Consider the following 21,808-nt stretch of genomic DNA (forward strand, 5'->3'; position numbering starts at 1 on the left):
TTTCTTATGGGAAGCGCTTAGCCAGATGCTGCGCCAGCATGGTCGCTAGGTAAGTTTGCGACCACATTGGTGTGAAGGTATGGTCAACACCCTTGATCACTTCAATTTTAAGACTGTCTCTGTGCTGCAAAAGATGGGCATTGCTGCCCAGATGTTTGGTCATCAGATCGATGCTGCTGTCGTTGGCATCAAACACAAATACTAATTCCACTCCACGCGCCTGCATGGCCTTAAAGTTTCTGGCGACAGGTCCTAGCAGGTGATGAGTTTTCATAAAATGCGCTAAACGATGTCGTATATGATCGAGCAGTTTTTGTATCAATTTTTTAGCAAGATTTCTAAAAATCTTACGAGAGGCAATTTTGTCTCTGAGCATGCGACGCCAGGTATTGCCATGCGTCGCCGCTTTAAAATAAAACTGGGTTGATTTAAAGGTCGCTGCTTTTTTCGTCTGTATTACGTTACCGGCACGCCAGTGAAACGTTAGCTGATTCATCAATATCAGACCGGTCACACGCGGGTCGTGTACCGCTGCCAGATACGACAGATACGCGCCAGAACATAAGCCCGCCAGCACAAAGCTGGGTTGTCCGTAAGCTTGCTGCATAAACTGCATGGCAGAGCCGATATCCTCCACGCCTTGCAATCCGTGTACATCATTTTCCTGCTCATCTGGTGTTGGTTGACTATAGCCAATGCCTCGCTTGTCATAACGCAAAACAGTAAAGCCTTGCGCAGCCAGTGTGCGCGCCATCGTCACATATAAGCGATGATTGCCGACGCGATGATTGGCACCGACATTGGTGAGGATAATGGCTGGTCGCGCAGTGTCGTTTTTGTCTTTGTCTTTGTCTTTGTTGATTCCGATATCGGTGCTGGTGGCGGTCGGGCTAGGCTGGGTAACGATGCCAACCATGCCATCAAACTGCACGATTTCTTCCTGCAATACTTGTTCGCCATGCCGGATACGACAGCGCTTGGTCAGCATGTTTGCTGAGGTAGATGTTGTATCGTTCTGCTGATCTTGTAATGAGCCTTGCTGCAACGGGATTTGCTGTATCAACCATTGGCACATTTCTGCCCAGATCGCATGCGGTACACTGGACTCATGCGCATCTTCGGTCATCATTGCGGCATAACCTGGCGTGGTAATCAGATGCATCTGATATTCATCACGCCGCCAGGTCGTCGCCAGTTTGGCCTCTTGACCAGAGATATCATCACGCGCGGCGATCATAACGGCAGCCGGTGGCGATGCCAGATTGAGGATGTTTAATTCGCTTAAAGCTGCACGCGTGCTGGCGCAAAATGTATAGCCCGTCAGCTCATCATCACTGACGCTATGTTCAGATGGTTTTGCTTCATTACTTTTATGCGCGGCGCCAACGCCACTCATGCCGCGCAAGACCATCAGTTCACGCACATAGGCTCGACCAGATATTACCGGTGCCAGCATTAGCAGCGCAGGTGAGGCTAACTCAGTTGCCAGGCCTGCTGCGAGTAAAGCGCCCATGCGCATACCAAACAAACTGATCTGCTCCACACCGGACAAGCGGCGTAGTTGTTCTGCCGCCTGACGTATATTGTGCTGCCAGGCAGCCACCCGCGCCGTATCACTCTGGGCAGAGTCACCGCAGCCATCATAATCAAAAAAACAAACCGGAAAGCCAGCCTCTGCCAATTGCATCGCCAAGTGCTTATACGAAAGATACGAGACCATATACTCATGCCCAAAGGGCGGGCAAAGTACCACGCCAGAATTGCGCATCGCTGTTTTAGGCGGGTGATACCACGCTAACAAAGGCGTATCTGCATCGCCAAACCAGAATGCCTTTGCGGCATGCTGCTCTGTATTCATTGGCGATGTTGTCGGGATGTCTGCCGCCGTAAATGCGGGTCTAAATACCGACGTATGGATTGATGTGAGCGTCGATGCGTGTGTCGATTCTGACGACGGCGCATCGGCTAGTAACTGCTTGTCTGATGTCGTCATGTGATGCTGCTTTCCAGATGGTTTCCAGCATCACGGTCGTTGGTGTTCGCAATCGAAATCGAAATCTTGCACGGACTGATGGCATTGAGCGCTGTAACTGTCCCTTGGATCTTGTCGGCACTTGCCAGATTTTTCTGGGTAATATCATTTTTGCTGAGGTGCGTCAGACGTGTCAGACGAATATGACGCTCTGTACCAGGTGCAAGGTGGAAGAAATTATCCTCTGGCTGATATCCAGTGACCTCAATTGCCAGCGACAGCGTAAGTTTTCGGGTTGAGATATGTAGCATCACATGGTCATCATCCGTCTGCACAAAATGCGCTTGTAAGCCTAGATCGCGCTCGACCGGATTACTTAACTGACCGATGCCCAATGGGAAATAGAAGGCCTCGCAATGCGCTGACGACGGTGCAGTTTGAAACCGCGCTACCGCCACATTATGTCCGGGCGGTCCAAAGCGATAGGCATAGGTGGTATCAAAAAAATGTTCCAGCATACTATCCGCACGTACCTGCATCACGCTATGTGGTGCCAGATCAATCTGGAGTTGTCCTTGCGCGATACGAGTCTCGCCATGCCGGTATAAATCGAGTGATAGTGTGCCTTGGTAAGCGACCGCGCTATCATTCACGAGATGCAGCGCAAGGCCGTTTAAACCCTCATCCGTCATTAATAGGCTTAACGGTACCATCGCTCTTTTTGCGTAGTAATAAGCGGCTTTGGGTTTGCCGCTGGCATCAATCAACCCCCAGCCGGCACCTAGCCAAAGATCACGCAAAAACCAGATCAAAGCACCGTGGCAACTTGATCCTGCACGCCGCCATTCAGCCAGAGTTTGTGCCATCACTTCGCCAGTTGTCACACGTGCCAGCGCCAGATAACGCGTCGGGTCGGCATAGCGTAAGCGCGCCGGATCGAGCTGAAATAATTGCGCCATATAGTGATCGCGCACATCCTCAAAATCCCAGCCTGTACCACTATCACGCGGTACCCGTTGCTTCCAGACTGGATGTGTACCGGGTGCTTCGCCATTTTTTAACAGTGCCTCTATCGTGCTGTCATCTGGCATATTTGAGAAGCCCAGACACTCAGAGGTAAAGCGCAGACCAGCGCGACGCGCATCCTCCAGTGGCCGTAAATAAGCACCAACGCCAAAATAATGCGCAACTCCCGCATCCAGCTGGAATGGCATGACGCCGCCGCTAGGGCTGGAGGCAATATAGGTGGCATCTGGCCGCATGGCATTACACAACTGCGGCAAACTCTCTGCAAAAAAATGATTGCGCCATAGATTTGGCGCTACACCAAGCATTGCTGCCTGTTGCTCTATCTCTGAACTGCCGCATAACACCGCGATGCACGGGGAGAGTTGTGTGCGGTCTAAAAATTGTGTCGCTTCTTGGCGGATGTTGTCAGAAAAAGCAGGATCATCCACCGGGTAATCCATATTGGCGAACATAAAATCCTGCCACACCAATAGTCCAAGTTCATCACATAGCCGGTAAAAGTCATCGCTCTCATACAACATCGTGCCGCCGACCCGCAGCATATTCATACCAGCATCGCGGGCTAATGTCAGCGTTGGTAATAGATCAGATGCATCGCCAGCGAGTGAGATCAGATCCACCGGTGTCCAGCAGGCACCGCGACAAAATACCGAGACGCCATTCACATACAGATGGAAGTCGCCATCATTTTGCCGCACCTCTATCGTCCTGAAGCCGAGCTTGCCTAAGTCAAACAGGTATTGTTGTGTCCCAATAGTGACTTCAATATGTGCCCGGTATAACGCAGGAGTGCAGGCCGGATTGCCGTGCGTATGTGGCCACCAAAGCTGCGCTTGTGCAATCTGCATCTCTCCTTGCGCCAGTAGCTGATGCATTTCATTTTCTTTTTTTGCCAGTGTGAGCGCAAGACGTTGATCGCCTAAGCATAAACTAATGGCTAAAGTAGCGCTATCAACCGACACGGACGTATTAATTTCGATTGTTGCATTGACGATACCGTCGCCATCTCGCACGCTGCTTCGGATATCGGCATGGATGATCTTGACTACGCTCGCAGCTTCGATAACCAAAGGCCGATATGGTCCGACTGGCGCAACCGGCGGCGACCATCCGGGAATACGACCAAGCAAGCTGGTGCGCAACCAGCGTAATTGCTGTTGTTCTACTAGCTTAGTGCGCCAGCGTGCGCGTGGACGCCGGATTTTTAAAGTTGCATTGACTGATTTAAAACGCAGACTGATTACGCCGTTTGTGCCGCCGCTCTGGTGTGCCTGCATGTCTACACGATATTGCCTGAACATATTGTCCGCGCTGAAGAGCAGTGCATCATTCCAGTACACATCGACCAAACTTGCCAGCCCATCAAACCGTAAACTGGCAGCTTGCGACAAACTGCATTCACAACGGAACCAGTAATCGTAATCATCATAATTGGTTGCACCGTAGGCAAATTCTTTTGCCTCACGTTGTGCCGATGCCACCGTGCCCGGTACTTGGGCGGCTTTCCAGATCAGCGCATTTAACTCAGACGGTAATACAGACGCATCTGCAAACTGGCCTGTCTCGACCTCGGCATATTGCCACTCAGCGTCCAGGATGGTTTGACCGGGATGAGTGATTTTGGCCATCAGCCGTCCACCTTACCGTTCGCCCTGGATTGCTCGCCCACAAATATCGTCAGTTGATCTATCCCGGATTGCCAGTGCTGCGCCATTTCTATCAAGCCAGGCGTCAGATCAACTGGCTTTTTACCCATGACGGCGCGGGCGGTTTTTAGCAGCAAAGTTTTAGTTGCATTTGAGATGGCTTCAAAATGCGCTGCCGCAGTGTTTAATTGTTCTGCCGCATCATCAGCCATGACTAAAGACTGCTGCAACCAGCGCAAATAACTGGCGCCGATGCTAAACCCCGCACCCAATTGCCGCAGAGTGGCAAAGGCATAGGCATGATATGCCGCCAGACCCTCGGTTTTTAAACGCTCTACATCAGCGATAAACACAGGCATAAACAGGCTGATGGGATTATGTTTTGGGCGGCGCGCCAGATGCTTTGCCAGCAAAGAGATAGAAATTATTGCCAGCGCCTGATCGTCAGCGTAGTGCAGGTGATCGAGTCGTACAAACTCGGCAAACAGTGGCATAAACGTCGCATCATGCGGTGCGCCAACCCGGAAGGTTTTAACAAAATCCTCACCGCTCAACTGGTGATAACTGCTGTTATGAAAATAGCCTAAACGTTGCTGTTCTAAATCAATTTCTTGAATCGCAATCGTGGTCTTAACGTGATTACTACGGTAATCGGTACCCGAGGTATCGGGCAAATAAAAAGAATCGGCTTCTGTCAGTACCAGACGACCGCGTTGTAATTGTGTACAGGCGTTTTCTAACAAAGAGCGCCAGACATTCAGCTCTTGTACATCAATGCCATACAGCGCAAATAAATCTTCGTGCGGCGGTTTGTAGAAGGTCCATTGGTCGCCATCAAAATCCAGCGCAAATACCATGGACATACAGGCAACGGGATTCAGTTTTAAGCTATGTAAAACCTCGATCCATACATCGATATAGCAATTGGTTTCTACCCAGGCGCGGTCAGATCCATGCAAGCTATGCTGCTGATAAGTTTGATGATCCATATCGCCAAGCGCTTGAAAACACGTGACGGATGAAGGATGTAGAGGTGGCTTCATGGCCAGAGTATGTCGCGCACAGTTTGTGGCCAGTGTGCGGTATCCATGCCGTGAGTTTTAAACAAGGCCATGACAATCCGTTCCAGACCAAAACCAAGGCAGGCGGTATGTGCAGTAGTGCCATCGGCTGTTTGGATATGAAATAATTTTCCGAAATGATCTTGATGGTAATTGAAGGAGCAAACCGCGGTAGGCTTCTCTTGCGAGATCACCGGTATCACGACTTCAAACTTCAATTGTTGTTCCCGCTGATTGGCTGCCAGCATGCGACCACCGCGCCCGAAGAAAGGATCGGAGGCGACTTCAGAGCGCGCAGGTAAACCGAGCGACAGTAAAATATCAATGCCGCGTTGCAGCCATATATTACGCCAGGCGATGACCATATCGGGGCTACCTGCACGGACAAATTCCCGCACGCGGAAGGATTGCATACGGGTTGGTTCTGGCGATGGCTCGTTACGAAATACCCAATTTTGCATGTCAACTAAGCGACCATTCTCAGGCAGCGTACCGCTAAAGCTGGGGTAAACCGGATAACAGGCGGCAGGGGTCAAACACACCGCCGTCATGGTTTGTAGATGCGTCCACGGGCGACCTTCATGCACACATTCGCTGAGTTCTTTATGCTGGGCTTCGTTGCCGGTAAAACTAAAAATAGTGCCAGCCAGTTGCGGGAAAGAATCCAGAAATTCGCTTTGTTCCAATACCTTGCGATCAAGGCAAGGAGGGAAGGACATTTTAGTTGCACCATCAGGCATCGCCAGGCGGCTTACTAAGTCATCAAATTGGCGCAATACATCTTCAAACATCGGGCCACGGCCAAAAATACCTTGTACACCGACAGGAATAATATGACCTGCAGCGACCAGATCATCGGTCAATAACTCGGGAGAAAAATCAATTGACATCGTTTGTCCTTTTAGTTTTTTTTAGAGATTGTTAATTTTTCTTTTGGCCGAATTTTAGTCATCTTTTAATATCAGCAATAAATTAGCATTGGTCGCTAAGATGCGATCATTGCCAACCATTAATGCGGCTGAATGAGCATCACGCAGATGACGACTCATACTGAATTTACTATCGTTTTTGTAGCCTAAAATTCCGCAGATTAATAAAGCTTTCCCCACAATCTGTGGCAGGATTTGCGATGTCTCTACTTTGAGATTATTGATTTTTAGCGCATACGGCATGGAGGATAAAATCCCTTGCGCTGCATCGGGTGCGGCAGCGAGTTGTTCGTATTCAATCAGGCAGGCTTGCACGGAAGTGCGCATCGTTTGCAAGGTGCAGACTAACTCGGCAAGACGCAATGCAGTTGGTGGCGTAGTACCTGGATTAGCTCTTGCCTGAGCTCTCACAAACGCCCGTGCTTTATTGACTGCCGCTGCTGCAATACCTTGCCAGATGCCACTCCATAATAAGTGCGATACCGGTACTACCGTTACGCTAGACATGTCCGCAAACGGTGTCGCTATAATTTGCTCTGCAACACCACTCGCGCTGAGCAAAAATGGTGGGCTGCAAGTGCCGCGCATACCCATGGTGTCCCACTCGCCTTTTTGTTCTAAGCTGTAGTCGGCTTTGCGGACCAAAATTAAGGACTGATCATTATTCGCGGCGTCTTCTGAGCGTCTTGCTGTCACCAATAAGTCATCTGCCTGAGCGCCGTAAGAAATCGTAGTCGCATTTTTAACTAACTTAAATTGCGTACTATTTTGTTTGTCATCTTGTTGGACGTGACAGCTACTGCGTCGCATTTCTCCACCAACGCCAACCTCAGATGTGACTGAGGCAATCAGATATTGGTGGGTCACCAGGTCGCGTAAATACTGCTGATACCAAGGATGATCAGATGCATGCCGGACCAGAGTAATCACCTGTATCTGGTGCATCGCAAATACCATCGCGGTAGCAGAGCAATGCTGGCCTAACGCTTCACAAATCTCCACCAGAGTACTTAGGCTAGCGCCCGCACCACCCAGAGAGGCAGGAATATAAGCGCTTAATAATTGCGCGTCTTTTAGCGCAGTAATTGCCTCTTGCGGGAAACGACTATCCTTATCAACCGCATCTGCATGAGTGGCTGCAATTTCTTTAGCGATGGACTTAGCTTGTGCAATCAGTGTGGATGCGGATGCAGAGGTGGATGCAGGCATAAGTGAGTAGTGGACTAAAAGTATTACGTGAAATAAGTGAGTAAATAAGTGAGTAAATAAGAGGGTGGAGTTTCTAAAAAAATTCCTACATCTTATCTACTTCAATACTAAAACCTTCAGGCAGTCAGTTCCTGTATGGCAGCGTCCATTGCGGCCATACTTTCAAACACGCTACGCTTAAGCATGCGGTCAGGGAACTCCAGATCAAATGCATCTTCCAGTGCCAGCATGACATTGACACTGGCATGTGATGTCATGCCCGCTTCATACAAATCTGCATCATCTGCCAGCGTGGCGATATCAACAGCCAGCCGCGCATGGTCTTTTAAAACTTGACGAATTTTTTCTATGCTCATGATTTTTTTTGAAAATTAAAATGCTGGATGCGTCTTTGATTGTAGCTGGAGTCAGGGTCGCATCAAGAAGCGCCCCAGAATTAATTTCTGCATGGAAATTAATTCTATTAAAAATCGCTTGATGACGTAGTGACTCAAAATTACTCACAAATCATAACGGTAAATTTATCGCTAACTTGATGAAGAGCATATCAGATTGCTATGTTCTCCATAGTTAAACATCGTCAATTGCAAGCGCTTGTCACTTGCGTACAACGATATAGAAAATCGCTGTCCAACTCTTCTGACCATCATCGACCAAACTGCTGATGCCCTGAATTTATCGTTTTGTTCCCCGATCTTTGCACTTTGTCTTGTAGCGCTGGAGCATTTGGTGCATCCCATTTATTCTGATTTCCATCCTAAATTGAAAAGACGAGTAAACGCCATGCTAGAACTCCACAATGTCGTAAAAACCTATAACAAGACTGTGACGGCGGTTGATGATGTTTCTATGCAGTTGAGCAGCGGCGTGCTGGGACTGATCGGTCATAACGGTGCTGGCAAGACGTCGCTGATGCAGATGATAGCGACATTGACCAAGCCGACTAGTGGTCAAATTTTATTTGACGGGATTGATATTGCCAAAAAGCCGAATGCGATACGCCAGCGCTTAGGCTTTTTGCCGCAAGACTTTGGCGTCTACCCCAACCTGAGCGCGCTAGAATTTTTGCAGTATTTTGCAGCCTTAAAGGGTGTCCGCGATCCGTCTGGTAGCAGGATCAGACAATTGCTGGAGATGGTCAATTTGCATGAGCATGCGCATCGCTATGCCTCGACGTTTTCAGGTGGTATGCGCCGTCGCCTCGGGATTGCACAAGCTTTGCTGAATGATCCTGATATCTTGATTGTCGATGAGCCGACAGCAGGTCTGGACCCGGAAGAGCGATTACGGTTTCGCCAGCTATTGTCAGAAATCGGCTTTAAAAAATTAGTGATTTTATCGACCCATATTGTCTCCGACATTGAGAACATGGCAAGCCATCTGGCGATCATGCGCAAGGGTAAATTGATCGCTTACGATACCCCGGATAGTTTTGTAAAACATGGGCGCGGCCACATCTGGTCAGCCACAGTAAACACTCAGGAATATGAGTTGCTGAGCAAGCGTGTTCAGGTACTTCAGGTACAAAGACATGAATCCCAGATCCACTTGCGGATTGCGCATCCGCATTCACCTTGTAATGGCGCACTGGTTGCGGAGCCTAGTCTGGAAGAAGCCTTGATGGCACAGCAGTATGCGATTCAGGAGCTGGCAGCATGACCGCCTATGTTTTGTGGACGATGATACAAAGTGAAGTGCGCTTGCGTACCCGCCGCATCAGTAGCATCGTCGCGATCTTGGCGGTGGTCGCGATTACCTGGATGATGATTGCAGATCCGATTAGCGGTTCGGTATTGATATCCGTAGGCGATGCGAGGGTGGTTTACAACAGTTTATGCCTGGCGCTGGGTAGCTCTTTACTGGCGAATTTATTTTTTGGTCTGGGTGGTTTTTACCTGGTACGTGGTCGTATGAACGACGATTTTCGTAGCGGCTGCGGCAGTGTGCTGGCGACGATGCCCATCAGTAACAGCGTATTTTTAATAGGGCGCTGGCTGGGTGCAGTCGCTTATTTGTGTGTGCTGATATTGGCATTGCTGGCCACTATTCTGGTCTTGCATTTGTTGCGTGGCGAAGGGCCGATACAGTTGCTGGTGTATCTGAAAACCTATGTAATCGTATTTTTCCCTTCCGTCATATTCGCCTGCAGCATGGCTTTATTTTGCGAAGCGTTTGCCCCTTTATCTGGCAAGGCCGGTGACGTCGCGTATTTTTTTGTGTGGATGCTGCAAAGCACAGTACCGATTGTAATTGCTGATCATGGCTCCGTCACATCATGGACGCCGGCAATGATATTTGATTTTTCTGGAGTGGCGACATCCAATCTAGGGTTTCTGGCGATGTTTCATACCTCGCATTTTTCTATTGGTATTTCTGATTTTGATAAGACCTTGCCTCCTGTGGTGTTAGAGGGCGAGTTCTGGTCAACAACGGTAGTGCTGACGCGCATTGCTGGTGGAGTGATCGCGGCATTGCCTGTGCTGCTGGCGATCGCCTTGTTCCATCGGTTTTCTCCGGACAAAATCAAGCTTTCTGTCCGCCGCCAGTCTTGGTCTTTGATTGGGTTTGCCAACCGCTTGTTGCGTCCACTGACCAAACTCACACGACCGCTATTTGCTTTGGCTGCCAGCCTACCTGGCTTTGCCGGTCAGGTCGTAGCGGAGCTGGCTTTGAGCCTGGCGTCGAGTCCCATCATGAGCGCTGGACTTATATTCGCAATATTGGCGGGTTGCACCGTGGGCAGCGCACTGCTAGGTGGCTTTGTCCTGATTGTGGTGGCATTTTGGGGCGTACAAATCAGTGACCTGAGTGTGCGTGATTACCAGTCGGATACTGAGAGCATGACAGCCGCAGTCATGGGTGGTGCGTCGATGCGCTACTGGCGGCAAATTGTTGCCAGCTGCTTACTCGGCTTGCTATTAACTGCTCCGGTAATTGTGCGTTGGGCTGGCCACGATATGTTGCGCGCGGTCAGCTTGGTCAGTGGAATTGTTGCGATTGCTGCCATTGCCAATTTGTTGGGACGGATAACCAGAACTTCCAGAACTTTTATTGCTCTATTTCTATTTGGCTTATACCTTGCCACGCAGATTAAAGATGTCCCGTTTCTGGACGTAGTTGGTGCTAATGGGGTCGCAACGATGTCATCGGTTGTGATGCAATCTCTGTTTGGTTTGATTATGTGTGTATTTGCTAAGGGCTACAATCGTTGGCGAGTAGCATGACCTGCGTTCAAGCATTTTTAGGGCAAATTTAATATACTCCCCCTATATTTTATAAAATAAGGCCGATTGTCCAATAGAATTATGGGCAATAAAAATATACATAGGGGGAGTAATATTTAAGTGCGATCCGACATTCTGACCAACATGCGAGTAATCATCCAAATATAAAGGCGTCAGTGTAGTTGCAGTTACTCGAACGGTGTCCTATGATGGTATAAACATTACAACAAAGCCATGATAAAAATCATGAGACATCTGTCCCAGGGATAGGATTAAGTTTACATGCAGACAGAACCAGAGAGACAACGTCGTATGACTTGCCAACACTTGCGTCATGGCTTCTCGCATTGGATGGCTGTAGCTTTTGTGATCGCTTTTGGTATAGCCGCCAGCACGGAATGCATGGCGCTTGGGGTCTGCGAGAAGATCATTATCTCTGCAGATCCTGCCTACCCCCCCTTGCATTGGTATGACGGCAGCACAATGCGTGGTGCTAGTATTGCCGTTGCCAAACGGATTTTCACTGATCTTGGTGTGCCTTACGAGATTCGTTATCTTGGACCGTTTAACCGGGTCTTGGCCGCGGCGCAAAGTGGCGCGATTGATCTGGTTGTGACCTTAAAAGACAATCCAGAGCGCCGTGCTTATCTTAGCTTTAGTAATACGGTCATGCTGAATCCGGTAGCTGCTTTTGTCCGTGCAGACAAACGTATTAATGTGACTAAATGGGCTGATTTGGCGGGATTTCGCGGCGGCGTTGCCAGAGGTAACCGCTTTGGCGAGCCGTTTGATAGCTTCCTCAAAAACAATCTAAAAATCCAGGAAGCGAATGATCTTGAAACCAGTTTTAAAATGCTGGCAGCGGATCGATTTGATTATGTCGTAACCGGTTTTTATCCCGGCAGAGCGCTACTCATCTCTGCTGCGACGGATCAAAAAATTATTGCCTTATATCCGTACTTGAGCGATGTTCCCAATATGGCGGGATTTGTTACTCAAAGTCCTTGTACTAGCTATTTAAGCGCCTTTAACAAAGAATTAGACAAATTGATTAAAGAGAAATTTGTCGAGCAGGCGATAGAACAAGCGAACACTGAATGGCGCGCTCATCCTGTCTTGATTAAGTGAGTGATACTGCGAACAAGCAAATAAATACGCAAGTAAATAAGATAGGTTTTATTTTTTTATTTGTCCGATGAGTTGTTCAATATAATCCCCGTCAACATCGCTAAACAGGACACGTACGGGATACCATTCCAAAGCTGGTGCCAACCACAAATCTATATGCTGGCTTTTAGAATTCGGTGGTGGCAATTTAACGACGTGAACGGTCATTAGATTGCCCATCCCTGTAGCTAGAGTTTCGCGTTGCATGACTTTGAAGGACCAGGTTTCTGCGTCGCGTCTGCCTGCAACAAACATTTTCCATTCACTGCCGGGCTTAAATTTGTCACCGGCAGCGCGTGCTAGTCCTACTAGTTGCCAGGTCGCACTGCTACGATCTTGTTCTCCACCTTTGATCGGATAGCGTTCTGCTGACTCACTAAAAGTGATACTTTTTTTATCGCCTTTGCGGTTGAAGTTAGTAATAGTTTCTGGTTTTCCTAGGCGTTTTTCATTAAATTTTTCTGGTGCTAAACCATAGCTATCGACGCCGCCCACGCTACTAACATCCAGAATTTTTCCGATTAACATGGCACGAGTTTCCGTGATGATGCTATATCTTTGATTGCCTGTTTTCCACATCACACTCGCGTCACCGCTGAGTGTGATACCACTTTGCTTCGCTTTGATGGTGTATTCCAAGGTCGCAGAAGGAGGCAAATTAATACTAGACTTAGCCGGTGTATCAGCCAAGCTTGCTGTGCTGAATATTCCGCTAACCATACCGCAACACAGACTTGCAAATACGAGCAAGCGACGAGATTTTGGAACTGCCGGAATAGATATTGTTGAGGCAAATAAGTTGATACGTTTCAGGTACATATTTATCTTTCTTAATTTAATTGAGGCGTAATTTTGGTCACAATCTGTGTAGTGATTGCACCGTTGCTTTCTGTGTTGCGCACTTGTACCGGATACCAGTTTTTATCTGGTGCAAACCAAATATCAAGCTGAGAATTGTAGGCACCCGCTCGTGGTGGACGCACTACGTGCCAAGTATTCAATGTACCAAGTTTGTTTTTTAACTCTTCTTGCCCAACGATGACGAATTGGAAGTTAGTCGCGTCGCGTTCTTCAGCTACTTGGATGACGATTTCTCGCCCGACACGAAACTGTGTCGGATCGGCATAACCTATGCCTGCCAGTTGCATCAATACCGAGGCTTTATCTTGCGAGCCATCAACCAACGGTATTGATTTATTTGAAGATGAAAAACTGACTAACTTAGTCTCATAATTAAAGTGGATCGCTGTTTCTGAGCGATTGCGTCTGGATTCGCTGCTAGTGACAGGCGCAATCCCAGCGTCGGTGATCTTGCCGTCGCTATTGATTTTCAGCAAATTTAGGGTGGTTACCAATAAATTTAAGCCCGCGCTTACTGACATGCTGTAGGCGTTATTGCTGACATGCCAGTTGATTTCGCCAACACCATAAAAGGGGCTGCCGTTCGCCTCTGATCTGACCAATTGTAATTCTAGTACTGCTGATGGAGGTGGGGTTACTTTAAATTGTGCTGATGGAAGGTTGTCTGTACCAGTATTTTTAGTTGCACTGGCTACTTGCTCTAAAGAGGGGATCGCAGGCGGCGGAGTAGCGCTTGTAATTGTGCCGGTAGGTGAACCTGTAGTTGAATTTACAGCCCCAAAAGTTGATGTAGATGCTGCCAGATTTGGCGCAGGATTTTTTATCGGAGTCACTGCCAGATAGCCTCCCGTGGCTTCGTAAATAGCAGTTTCTTGACTACCATCGGCAATTTGTCCTGGCAGTGGTGGCGTTGCTGCAGGCTGTTGCGCTTGCGAGGGCAAGGGGTCTGGTTGTGGATCTGGAGGCGGTATTGCTTGCTTTTTTTCAAGCTTAATCACTTTTTCTGGCTTAGCCTCAACTTTGGTGGCAACTTCAGTTTTTGCCTGAATTTGATTGACGTATAACAAGCTCGGTTTTATCTCAGAATTTTTGATATCCACACCTGGTATCTGATCCGGAAGCGAATTAATCCAATGCAATGCCATGACATGCAGCAAGATTGCGGCAAGCACAAAAGCAAAAATTTTACGGTCGGGGCGTAGTCGTGTCAGCAGATTGGACGTCATGTTACGTTTAGCACTATTGCCTGTTGAATTTGATTGGACTGAATTTGCGAATTAACTCAATAACTTATTAACTCAGGTACATACCTAAGATAGAGGTAGCAAAACGATCTTAGTTCATTTGCTCACATCAAGCTCTATGGTAAACGTTCTAGCGTCGACTTACGATGACTGTCGCCGTGTAAAATGTAAGCAAAGCACTATTGCTGATAGCAATATGGGTAGCAGAAATGATTCTGAGTAAGTATCAAAAATGAGGTTGTTGATGTTGTTTAGAACAAAAAAAGTTTCTCGCTGGATTGCATTATTGGTTGTTCTGTTGTCACCCTCCATCATAGCGCAACCCGCCTTGTCGGCTCCTGACAGTGCTTTTAATGCAGCTTCTAGTCCACCTTCTAAATTATCCTCAGTGACGAAGGACAAAGTGCAGACCACGCCGATACGGATTGCCATGATAGACGGCTTGAGTGGTGCTTTCAGCAATGCAGGTGAGGCCGTCGTGCGTAACTTGCAATTAGCGATAGAGCAGGTGAATGCATATGGTGGCGTGCGTTTGCCGGATGGCAGGCATCCATTGAGTTTATCTACCTTTGACAATAAGCAAGGTGTGGAAGATAGCCTGACCTTGCTAAAGCATGTTACCGATCAGGACATCCCGTTTATCGTACAAGGTAATAGCTCGGCCGTGGCACTTGCTTTGGTGGATGCGATCAATAAGCATAACCAGCGTGTGCCGCAGCACCGGGTTTTGTTTTTGAATTATTCCGCAGTAGAACCAAGTTTGACGAATGAGAAATGTAGTTTTTGGCATTTTCGTTTTGATGCCAATGCAGACATGCGGATGAACGTGCTGACCGACGTGATCCGGGACGATGCGCATGCCAAAAAGGTGTATCTGGTGGGCCAGGATTATAGTTTCGGCAGGCAAGTAGCAAGCGCTGCGCGCAGCATGCTGGCGGCAAAACGTCCAGACATGGCAATAGTAGGAGAAGACTTGCATCCGATTGGTAAGATCAAAGATTTTGCACCTTACGCTGCCAAGATCAAAGCCAGTGGTGCCGATACGGTGATCACTGGCAATTGGGGTAACGACCTGACTTTGTTAATCAAGGCGGTGAAAGAGGCGGGCATGGACATTAAGTTTTATACTTTTTACGCCAATGCTTTAGGCGCACCAGCCGCGATTGCTGATGCCGGAGTTGGCCGGGTACGTGCGGTGGCAGAGTGGCATCCCAATGTGGGCGGTGCTGAGAGTGATGCGTTTTATCAAAGCTTCCGCCAGCGCTACCCCGATCCGCGGGATGATTATGTGCATTTGCGTATGCAGGTGATGATCAGGATGCTCGTCACCGCGATTGAAAAAGCCGGGAGTGTAGAAGCCGCTGCCGTCGCCAAAGCCTTGGAAGGTGCCAGCTTTAAAAACGGTTTTCATGATGCTAGCATGCGTGCCAGCGACCATCAACTGATACAACCCCTGTATGTATCTGTGATGCAAAAACGTAGCGACTCTAGCCGCGGAACTTTAGATGTTGATGCAATGCGTGGTGCAGTGCGGTTTGATAATGAAGGCAGTGGTTATGGCTTTAAAACTGAGCGCTATTTCCCATCACGATTGACGGCACTGCCGACCTCATGCAAGATGAGTCGGATCAACTGAATTTGATCTGCTGAATTTGACTCGGTAGATTTGACCCATTGGATGGATTCATATCCGCCGCATGTTCAAAAAACGATAGCACTACAGGTAGCAACACAGATAGCACTACGGATAGCAACACCATCAGGAGACCACCATGACTACCCCTTTTAATACCAGCGAGATTCCCGGTATGGCGTCGATGAATGACAGCTTGTCCTTCGTCAAAAATCTATGGGGCGGCATGCATATTCCGGGGATGGTCACGCCGACGGTATCCATTGACGACTTAGATAAAAAAATCAAAGATCTGAAAACCGTAGAATCCTGGTTGACAGTCAATATGAACATGTTGCGCGGCACTATACAAGCACTAGAAGTACAGCGTGCAACGATTGCGGCACTCAATTCTTTAAGCGAGAGTTTCGCCAATACCATGAGCGCGGCAAGCGCGCCTTCAAGCTCACCCGAGGCAGCAAAGCCTACGCGTGACTACTGGCCTAATCCTCCCGCTGATTCTGGCAATAACAAAGGTAGTTCTGAAGCCGCGCCCATATTTAAACCAACTCCGCCACCCGTTGTCAGCATGCCTTTGCCAGCAAGTGCGCCGCTTCCAGACCCGATACCCAATACCCTGGCACAGCACGCCACAGCAGAAGATGCCTCAGGTACTGATAGTTCGACCCGGTTTAGCAACCCGGCAGCCTGGTGGAACCTGCTGCAAGATCAATTTAAGCAAGCAGTCAGTAAAGCAATGGCAAGCGAATCGGAGGAGCCAACGCCTGAAAAAGCAGCAAAAAAAGCCACTTCAACGTCAAGCAAGAGCGCACCTAAAAACTCAGTAAAAAAAGCACCGGGGAAGGTAGTAGCTGCAGCAGCGGCAACAACACCCACAGCCGCAGCGAAGAAAATTAAAGTCGTTAAAACCCCTGCCAAAACTATACCCGGCACAGCGACTAATGCCACTGTCGATAAATTAGCGAAGCAGTCGCCAGTCAAAGTCAATGCAGTAAAAAAGGCGACGGTAGCAGCAAAAAAACGCACTGCAACGTAAGCTTGATAAAGCTTGATGGCTGCTTAGCCCATGCTGATATACATGCCATCAATTGCCAGACAAAGCCGCATATGCGCCATAAATCATAGAAGAGTTTAAAATATACTGCCCCTATGTATATTTAATTGTCCATATAATCATTGGACAATAAGGCATATTTTATAACAATGAGGGGGAGTATATTGCTTTGGCGCTGTCCAGATCAATTTCTGGCGGCGCGTTTTAATGCCCGCATCAGGCTTCCTAGTATCGGCAGCTTTTCATATAATTCTTCTGCTGCATCCCAGTAATCCCGGTGATAACTGACGCGACCATCTTCTAAAAAACGTAAATGCGTTGCACCTTTAATGCGCTGTAATTCGCTGGAAAACCGTTTCATCGTGAACAGAAAATCCCAACTGATAAATGCCTCGTTGCCTTGCAAAATATGGGTGTGGACTTTAAACCGCGGCTGGTTCACTTGCGAGAACATGTGAGAAAAAATTTTGATAATAGCGGCCACATCTTGTACTTCATTAAATGGATCTTTGAAGTAAGCTTTTTCAGCATAAATCGCGCTGATTTGCTGGCTGCTATCGGGTGTGAGCGTCTCAAAAAAAACGATGAGTTTTTTCAACGCCTCTTCGTAGGTGACTACCTTATTCGCTAACTTATCCGCTACCTTAGTCGCGGTAAGAGTGTCAACGTCAGAAAAAGAGTTCTCGTTCATAGTCCGGTCGTTTTATGGATCAACGCAAAATACCAGCGATAAGGCAGCAAACGCGCAAACCTGAGCCAGTTCGTAAAGCGTTTTGGAAAATGGATATGAAACTGCCCTAATTCTATGCCAGCCACCAGCTCTTGCGCGGCAACTTCTGCCGTGATTAATGAAGGCATTTCAAAATCATTATCCGCAGTCAGCGGGGTTTTGACAAAGCCGGGGCTGATCAGGTACACCGCAATATTTTTAGGATGTAGATCAAAATACAGCGATTCACATAAATTGATAATCGCTGCTTTGGTCGGTCCATAGATCAGTGCTTTGGGCAGACCCGATAAACCCGCCACCGAGCCGACGATACCAATCCCGCCTTGCCCTTGTCGTAGCAAGGTCGGCAAGACGACATCCAGACAATTTAAGACTCCGCGCAGATTAAGATCGATCAGCTTATTCGCTGCAAGCAAATCAAATTCATCAGCCCGCATAGCGTTGTAACCGCCTGCTACTACCAGGACTAAATCTATCTTGCCCCATGTTTGTATTAAGTTGGCGTGTGCCTCAACCAAGGTCGCATGGTCGGTGATATCGACAGGCAAAATCATCGCCGCGCTATGACCTGCGGCTACTTGTTCCAATGTAGTTTTTTGCCGCGCCGACAGCGCCACATTGGCGCCTTTTTGCAGTAATAACTTGGCGGTCTCCGCGCCGATGCCAGTGGAAGCACCGATGACCCAGACGTGTTTTCCGCGCCAGTCGCTTATGCGTGGATTCATTTGCTCTCACGTTTAGTAAAGGACAGAGTGACGCTACCTAGCGCGATGCCATACTTGCTCATCAGGGCACGGTTCAGCATGATTTTGTCGTCCATTAATACCATCAGATCATCAAAATCAACATTGATAATTTTCCCGTCTACGGGCAAGGCGAGCACATAATTCCAATGCAAAGTATTACCCGAAATGACGCCTTTGGCTTCACCCACGACATCGGCTGCGGTGCCGACAAAAGTTGTTTCAGAGGTTTTTTTCAAAGTCCAGACGCGCTTTTGCTTGGTACCGTCTGAGTAAGTAAAATCTTCATCCAGTGTGCCGGTATCGCCATTCCAGTTGCAATGCATGACGACGGTAAAACGTTTCACGATTTTGCCAGAGCGATCTTGGAACATACCCCAGGCATCAACCACACCGTTGAAGTAACGGGTCAATTCTAATGTTGGCTTTTCTGTTGCGTACATGGAGGGTTCAAAACTGCTGGCGCAAGAGCTCAGCAACAAGGCGACGGAGACACCCATGGCTAGCCGGCTGAATTTACTGAGTCCTTGCATAAGGGAACGGGAAAATAGGTTCATCAGAATATCCTCGATAAATTAAAAATAGACCAAGCTTAGTGAGGCGATTTTGTTGCTTTGGGAGATGCCTTGGTTACTGCATTAGCTGCATTAGCTGCATCAGCTATGTTAGCCGTTACTGCCAGCCAGCAATTTTTGGCGCAAATCCGGAGCAGTTGTTTTTTTGTCTAACCAGATGGAAAAAAAAGCATTCGCAAAATCAGCGTCTTTAATTTCACCCAATAACTTTCCATCTAAGTAAAACCGGGCTGCTTCGGCAGGTATAAAAATGCCGGTAATGTGATTACCTTCTTTTACATCAGGAAACAGTTTTCGCATTTGCTCCAGCCAGATTTTGCGCTGATCTGCCGTGCCTAATTTTAGCTTCTGAATCTCTTCAATACTCGCTTCGGCAATTTTGCTGCCCACCAGTGAGCGTGCATATGTCAAATCCAGGGCTAGCGGTTGCTGGCCTAATTTACCGCTGGCCTCGGGTGTATAGCCATCTTTGCCAACCCACAACTGAGCATCATAAACCGCAATTCCGAACCAGCGAAATGTGCCACTACCCAAAGCATGTGCTTGCGGGATTTCTTTTTTGATGTGCTCTGAGTCCGCCGCCATTGCTGCCATTGCTGTCATGGTCACCGAGCTAGCGAGTAGCAGTGGGCATAGCAACAAAAATAAAGCACGCAGTAAGCGTGATGGATGCGTGCGACTCATTTTTTCACCAAAGTGAACTGTGCAACATCAATACTATGAGCGCGGAAGCCTGCTTCGCAATAGGCCAGATAAAATTCCCATGTACGGAAAAATTCGTCGTCAAAACCTTGCGCCCTGATTTCTGTTAACTTGGCCATAAAGGCACTACGCCATTCTTGCAAAGTTCTGGCGTAGTCAAGACCAAAGGTAAAAGTATCAACGACTTCCAGACCATGTTCCTGCGCGTATTGTTTAAAGATTTGTATCGAAGGCAGCATGCCGCCGGGGAAAATGTATTGCTGAATAAAGTCTGTCCCTTTGCGATAACGGTCAAACAAGTCATCGGCAATCACGATACTTTGCACGCAGGCACGACCACCTTTTTTTAGATTGCGGCTGATGCATTCAAAATAGCTTGGCCAGTAAGATTCACCGACGGCTTCAAACATTTCAATCGAGGCGATTGCGTCATAATTACCATGAGCATCGCGATAGTCCTGGATGTGCAATTTACTTTTTTCATGCAAGCCTGCTTTTTTCAAACGCTCTTGCGCAAAATGGAGTTGTTCTGTCGATAGCGTCAGTCCGGTGACATGCGCAAATGCCTCGGTTGCGGCAACCTCCGCAAAACCGCCCCAGCCGCAGCCAATTTCCAGAATATTATCTTGTGGATGGACTTCTAATTGTTGCAAGATGCGGCGGTATTTTGCCAGTTGCGCATCATGCAAAGTTTCCACTTTATCGCCGGAGAATAAGGCGCTGGAATACGTCATAGAAGGGTCAAGCCACAGGCGATAAAAATCATTGCCGATGTCGTAGTGCGCATGAATATTTTTTTTGCTACCAGAGCGTGAGTTACGGTTTAAAAAATGCTTCACCCGATACAGCAAGTTACCCCACCATGTGCCATAAATCACGGACTCTAACTGCTGACGATTGCGTGAAATCATTTCTATCAAAGCAGGTAGTTGTGGCGTACTCCAATTACCCGCAATGTAGCTTTCTGCAAAACCGATATCGCCAGATTTTAAGACCGAGCGGCAGAGCTGCCAATCTTTCATATGTAATTGAATTTTTGGATGATTGCCATCGCCAAAAGTCGCTACTTGCTGATCAGGAAATTGGATAGTCAGGCTACCGTGTTGCAGCTTATTGAGCAGACTAAGGACAAATTTTGCCTCTGCTGGAAACTCTGCTGTATTGATCGCTGCAGTTTGATCTTGGTCTGGGTTTAATGTTGGATGCAGGCTGCTCATCGGCTTACCTCTTTGGCAGGGGGAATAGGTTTAGAGAAAAATGGAACACGTTTTATCCAGAGATAAAGCGCTTGTAAATGGATGCGTGCGACGATACCGAAGGTAAGTAAGGGATAGCGCAGCAAAACCCACGCAACGAGTTGGTTGCTGAGAGAGTTTTCTCCACCGGCGATACTGGTCAATAACAAAGGTCCGGTGTCGTCGTCATAATCAATTCGTGCAACGTGCTGTAACCGAATTGCATCACCGATCTGGCGCGTCGCTTGCATAAAGCGAAAACGGTATTTGCCTTCTATCGCGCAAAAAGGGGAGACATGGAAGATTTTTTTTGCGCTTAATTCCTGGCCATATTTTTGTGCAGTACCAGTATCTAGCAAGTAAATATGTTTTTCGCCATAGGTATTGCGTACCTCACACACGATGGCACGCAATTCGCCATCTTCGCGATGGCAAAACCAGAATGAGACTGGGTTAAATACATAACCTAATACTCTTGGAAAACTTTGTAGCCAGATTTCACCCCTTGCATCAGTGATGTTTTCTGAAGCGAGTAAGTGATCAATCCACGCCAACAAGGTTTGCTGCCCATCGCCATGATCCTTATCGTAGAACGACATCAGATTAAAACGATTGCGTGAGAACAGGCGACATCCGTTTTGGCTGGCGCTGACACTTGCATTTTCCATAGAGCGCAAAGGCACACGGATAAAAAATACGCCATAGTTAAAACGATTCGCCGCCGGACGCAAACGGTGATGCCGTACCTCTCCTATACAGAGTTGGATGGTAGCGGGTAGCTTGGTGTCCATGGT

19 protein-coding genes are annotated in these 21,808 nt (G+C 48.0%); 5 read left to right on the forward strand and 14 right to left on the reverse strand.

Annotated elements, in window-relative coordinates; genetic code table 11:
• Positions 1–4: 4 nt before the first annotated feature.
• From RGU72_RS17530 to RGU72_RS17555, 6 genes are all read right to left on the reverse strand, one after another.
• Positions 5–1,993, reverse strand: a complete 1,989-nt coding sequence (locus tag RGU72_RS17530; protein ID WP_322120965.1) for an alpha/beta fold hydrolase — start codon at positions 1,991–1,993, stop codon at positions 5–7.
• Positions 1,990–4,629: a glycoside hydrolase family 2 protein gene (locus RGU72_RS17535; RefSeq protein WP_322120966.1), complete on the reverse strand. Its 2,640-nt coding sequence runs from the start codon at positions 4,627–4,629 to the stop codon at positions 1,990–1,992. Before RGU72_RS17535 ends, RGU72_RS17530 begins: the two co-directional genes overlap by 4 nt.
• The gene (locus RGU72_RS17540) at positions 4,629–5,636 is read right to left on the reverse strand and encodes a DUF1839 family protein (RefSeq protein WP_322120967.1); all 1,008 of its coding nucleotides are present in this window, start codon (positions 5,634–5,636) and stop codon (positions 4,629–4,631) included. Before RGU72_RS17540 ends, RGU72_RS17535 begins: the two co-directional genes overlap by 1 nt.
• 50 nt (positions 5,637–5,686) lie before the next feature.
• A complete protein-coding gene (locus RGU72_RS17545; protein ID WP_322120968.1) occupies positions 5,687–6,598 on the reverse strand; it encodes an amino acid--[acyl-carrier-protein] ligase in 912 nt (303 codons plus the stop codon).
• Between the two features lie 54 nt (positions 6,599–6,652).
• Positions 6,653–7,846, reverse strand: a complete 1,194-nt coding sequence (locus tag RGU72_RS17550) for an acyl-CoA dehydrogenase family protein (protein ID WP_322120969.1) — start codon at positions 7,844–7,846, stop codon at positions 6,653–6,655.
• 116 nt (positions 7,847–7,962) lie between these two features.
• Positions 7,963–8,202 carry an acyl carrier protein gene (locus tag RGU72_RS17555; protein ID WP_322120970.1) on the reverse strand — a complete coding sequence of 80 codons (240 nt, stop codon included), beginning with the start codon at positions 8,200–8,202 and terminating at the stop codon, positions 7,963–7,965.
• 427 nt (positions 8,203–8,629) lie between these two features.
• Between RGU72_RS17555 and RGU72_RS17560 the strand changes: the two genes are divergently transcribed.
• The 3 genes from RGU72_RS17560 (at position 8,630) to RGU72_RS17570 (ending at position 12,198) form a co-directional block, all read left to right on the forward strand.
• A complete protein-coding gene (locus tag RGU72_RS17560; protein WP_322120971.1) occupies positions 8,630–9,505 on the forward strand; it encodes an ABC transporter ATP-binding protein in 876 nt (291 codons plus the stop codon).
• On the forward strand, positions 9,502–11,070 hold the full coding sequence (locus RGU72_RS17565) for a hypothetical protein (RefSeq protein WP_322120972.1): 1,569 nt from the start codon (positions 9,502–9,504) through the stop codon (positions 11,068–11,070). Before RGU72_RS17560 ends, RGU72_RS17565 begins: the two co-directional genes overlap by 4 nt.
• A gap of 282 nt (positions 11,071–11,352) precedes the next feature.
• Positions 11,353–12,198: a substrate-binding periplasmic protein gene (locus tag RGU72_RS17570; RefSeq protein ID WP_322120973.1), complete on the forward strand. Its 846-nt coding sequence runs from the start codon at positions 11,353–11,355 to the stop codon at positions 12,196–12,198.
• Between the two features lie 48 nt (positions 12,199–12,246).
• On the opposite strand, the gene RGU72_RS17575 is transcribed toward RGU72_RS17570, so the two are convergent.
• Together RGU72_RS17575 and RGU72_RS17580 are read right to left on the reverse strand one after the other, a co-directional pair.
• Complete coding sequence (locus RGU72_RS17575) at positions 12,247–13,056, reverse strand: DUF3108 domain-containing protein (protein WP_322120974.1); 810 nt, start codon at positions 13,054–13,056, stop codon at positions 12,247–12,249.
• Between the two features lie 11 nt (positions 13,057–13,067).
• Positions 13,068–14,324, reverse strand: a complete 1,257-nt coding sequence (locus tag RGU72_RS17580; protein ID WP_322120975.1) for a DUF3108 domain-containing protein — start codon at positions 14,322–14,324, stop codon at positions 13,068–13,070.
• A gap of 262 nt (positions 14,325–14,586) precedes the next feature.
• On the opposite strand from RGU72_RS17580, the gene RGU72_RS17585 reads away from it, so the two are divergent.
• Both RGU72_RS17585 and RGU72_RS17590 read left to right on the forward strand, forming a co-directional pair.
• The gene (locus tag RGU72_RS17585) at positions 14,587–15,978 is read left to right on the forward strand and encodes a branched-chain amino acid ABC transporter substrate-binding protein (RefSeq protein WP_322120976.1); all 1,392 of its coding nucleotides are present in this window, start codon (positions 14,587–14,589) and stop codon (positions 15,976–15,978) included.
• Positions 15,979–16,114: 136 nt separating this feature from the next.
• Complete coding sequence (locus RGU72_RS17590; RefSeq protein ID WP_322120977.1) at positions 16,115–17,011, forward strand: PhaM family polyhydroxyalkanoate granule multifunctional regulatory protein; 897 nt, start codon at positions 16,115–16,117, stop codon at positions 17,009–17,011.
• A gap of 202 nt (positions 17,012–17,213) precedes the next feature.
• Here the strand turns inward: RGU72_RS17590 and RGU72_RS17595 are convergent, their stop codons facing one another.
• The 6 genes from RGU72_RS17595 to RGU72_RS17620 all read right to left on the reverse strand — a co-directional run bounded on the left by RGU72_RS17595 (position 17,214) and on the right by RGU72_RS17620 (position 21,805).
• Positions 17,214–17,720 carry a nuclear transport factor 2 family protein gene (locus RGU72_RS17595; RefSeq protein WP_322120978.1) on the reverse strand — a complete coding sequence of 169 codons (507 nt, stop codon included), beginning with the start codon at positions 17,718–17,720 and terminating at the stop codon, positions 17,214–17,216.
• A complete protein-coding gene (locus tag RGU72_RS17600) occupies positions 17,717–18,484 on the reverse strand; it encodes an SDR family NAD(P)-dependent oxidoreductase (protein WP_322120979.1) in 768 nt (255 codons plus the stop codon). The genes RGU72_RS17595 and RGU72_RS17600 overlap by 4 nt, the downstream gene beginning before the upstream one ends.
• A complete protein-coding gene (locus RGU72_RS17605; protein ID WP_322120980.1) occupies positions 18,481–19,059 on the reverse strand; it encodes a DUF3833 domain-containing protein in 579 nt (192 codons plus the stop codon). The genes RGU72_RS17600 and RGU72_RS17605 overlap by 4 nt, the downstream gene beginning before the upstream one ends.
• 108 nt (positions 19,060–19,167) lie before the next feature.
• Entirely contained in the window at positions 19,168–19,761 is a 594-nt protein-coding gene (locus RGU72_RS17610; RefSeq protein ID WP_322120981.1) for a chalcone isomerase family protein, read from the reverse strand.
• On the reverse strand, positions 19,758–20,996 hold the full coding sequence (locus RGU72_RS17615) for a cyclopropane-fatty-acyl-phospholipid synthase family protein (protein WP_322120982.1): 1,239 nt from the start codon (positions 20,994–20,996) through the stop codon (positions 19,758–19,760). Before RGU72_RS17615 ends, RGU72_RS17610 begins: the two co-directional genes overlap by 4 nt.
• Positions 20,993–21,805 carry a DUF1365 domain-containing protein gene (locus RGU72_RS17620; RefSeq protein ID WP_322120983.1) on the reverse strand — a complete coding sequence of 271 codons (813 nt, stop codon included), beginning with the start codon at positions 21,803–21,805 and terminating at the stop codon, positions 20,993–20,995. The genes RGU72_RS17615 and RGU72_RS17620 overlap by 4 nt, the downstream gene beginning before the upstream one ends.
• Positions 21,806–21,808: the final 3 nt, after the last annotated feature.

This window comes from Undibacterium sp. 5I1, assembly GCF_034314085.1.
Classification (GTDB): Bacteria; Pseudomonadota; Gammaproteobacteria; order Burkholderiales; family Burkholderiaceae_D; genus Undibacterium.

Bases quoted from the DNA above. Each gene is read 5' to 3' on its own strand.
- RGU72_RS17580 (WP_322120975.1), bottom strand. From the start codon at position 14,324: ATGACGTCCAATCTGCTGACACGACTACGCCCCGACCGTAAAATTTTT.
- RGU72_RS17615 (WP_322120982.1), bottom strand. From the start codon at position 20,996: ATGAGCAGCCTGCATCCAACATTAAACCCAGACCAAGATCAAACTGCA.
- RGU72_RS17600 (WP_322120979.1), bottom strand. From the start codon at position 18,484: ATGAATCCACGCATAAGCGACTGGCGCGGAAAACACGTCTGGGTCATC.
- RGU72_RS17585 (WP_322120976.1), top strand. From the start codon at position 14,587: ATGTTGTTTAGAACAAAAAAAGTTTCTCGCTGGATTGCATTATTGGTT.
- RGU72_RS17575 (WP_322120974.1), bottom strand. From the start codon at position 13,056: ATGTACCTGAAACGTATCAACTTATTTGCCTCAACAATATCTATTCCG.
- RGU72_RS17550 (WP_322120969.1), bottom strand. From the start codon at position 7,846: ATGCCTGCATCCACCTCTGCATCCGCATCCACACTGATTGCACAAGCT.
- RGU72_RS17565 (WP_322120972.1), top strand. From the start codon at position 9,502: ATGACCGCCTATGTTTTGTGGACGATGATACAAAGTGAAGTGCGCTTG.
- RGU72_RS17545 (WP_322120968.1), bottom strand. From the start codon at position 6,598: ATGTCAATTGATTTTTCTCCCGAGTTATTGACCGATGATCTGGTCGCT.
- RGU72_RS17530 (WP_322120965.1), bottom strand. From the start codon at position 1,993: ATGACGACATCAGACAAGCAGTTACTAGCCGATGCGCCGTCGTCAGAA.
- RGU72_RS17540 (WP_322120967.1), bottom strand. From the start codon at position 5,636: ATGGATCATCAAACTTATCAGCAGCATAGCTTGCATGGATCTGACCGC.
- RGU72_RS17595 (WP_322120978.1), bottom strand. From the start codon at position 17,720: ATGAACGAGAACTCTTTTTCTGACGTTGACACTCTTACCGCGACTAAG.
- RGU72_RS17605 (WP_322120980.1), bottom strand. From the start codon at position 19,059: ATGAACCTATTTTCCCGTTCCCTTATGCAAGGACTCAGTAAATTCAGC.
- RGU72_RS17535 (WP_322120966.1), bottom strand. From the start codon at position 4,629: ATGGCCAAAATCACTCATCCCGGTCAAACCATCCTGGACGCTGAGTGG.
- RGU72_RS17620 (WP_322120983.1), bottom strand. From the start codon at position 21,805: ATGGACACCAAGCTACCCGCTACCATCCAACTCTGTATAGGAGAGGTA.
- RGU72_RS17560 (WP_322120971.1), top strand. From the start codon at position 8,630: ATGCTAGAACTCCACAATGTCGTAAAAACCTATAACAAGACTGTGACG.
- RGU72_RS17555 (WP_322120970.1), bottom strand. From the start codon at position 8,202: ATGAGCATAGAAAAAATTCGTCAAGTTTTAAAAGACCATGCGCGGCTG.
- RGU72_RS17570 (WP_322120973.1), top strand. From the start codon at position 11,353: ATGCAGACAGAACCAGAGAGACAACGTCGTATGACTTGCCAACACTTG.
- RGU72_RS17590 (WP_322120977.1), top strand. From the start codon at position 16,115: ATGACTACCCCTTTTAATACCAGCGAGATTCCCGGTATGGCGTCGATG.
- RGU72_RS17610 (WP_322120981.1), bottom strand. From the start codon at position 19,761: ATGAGTCGCACGCATCCATCACGCTTACTGCGTGCTTTATTTTTGTTG.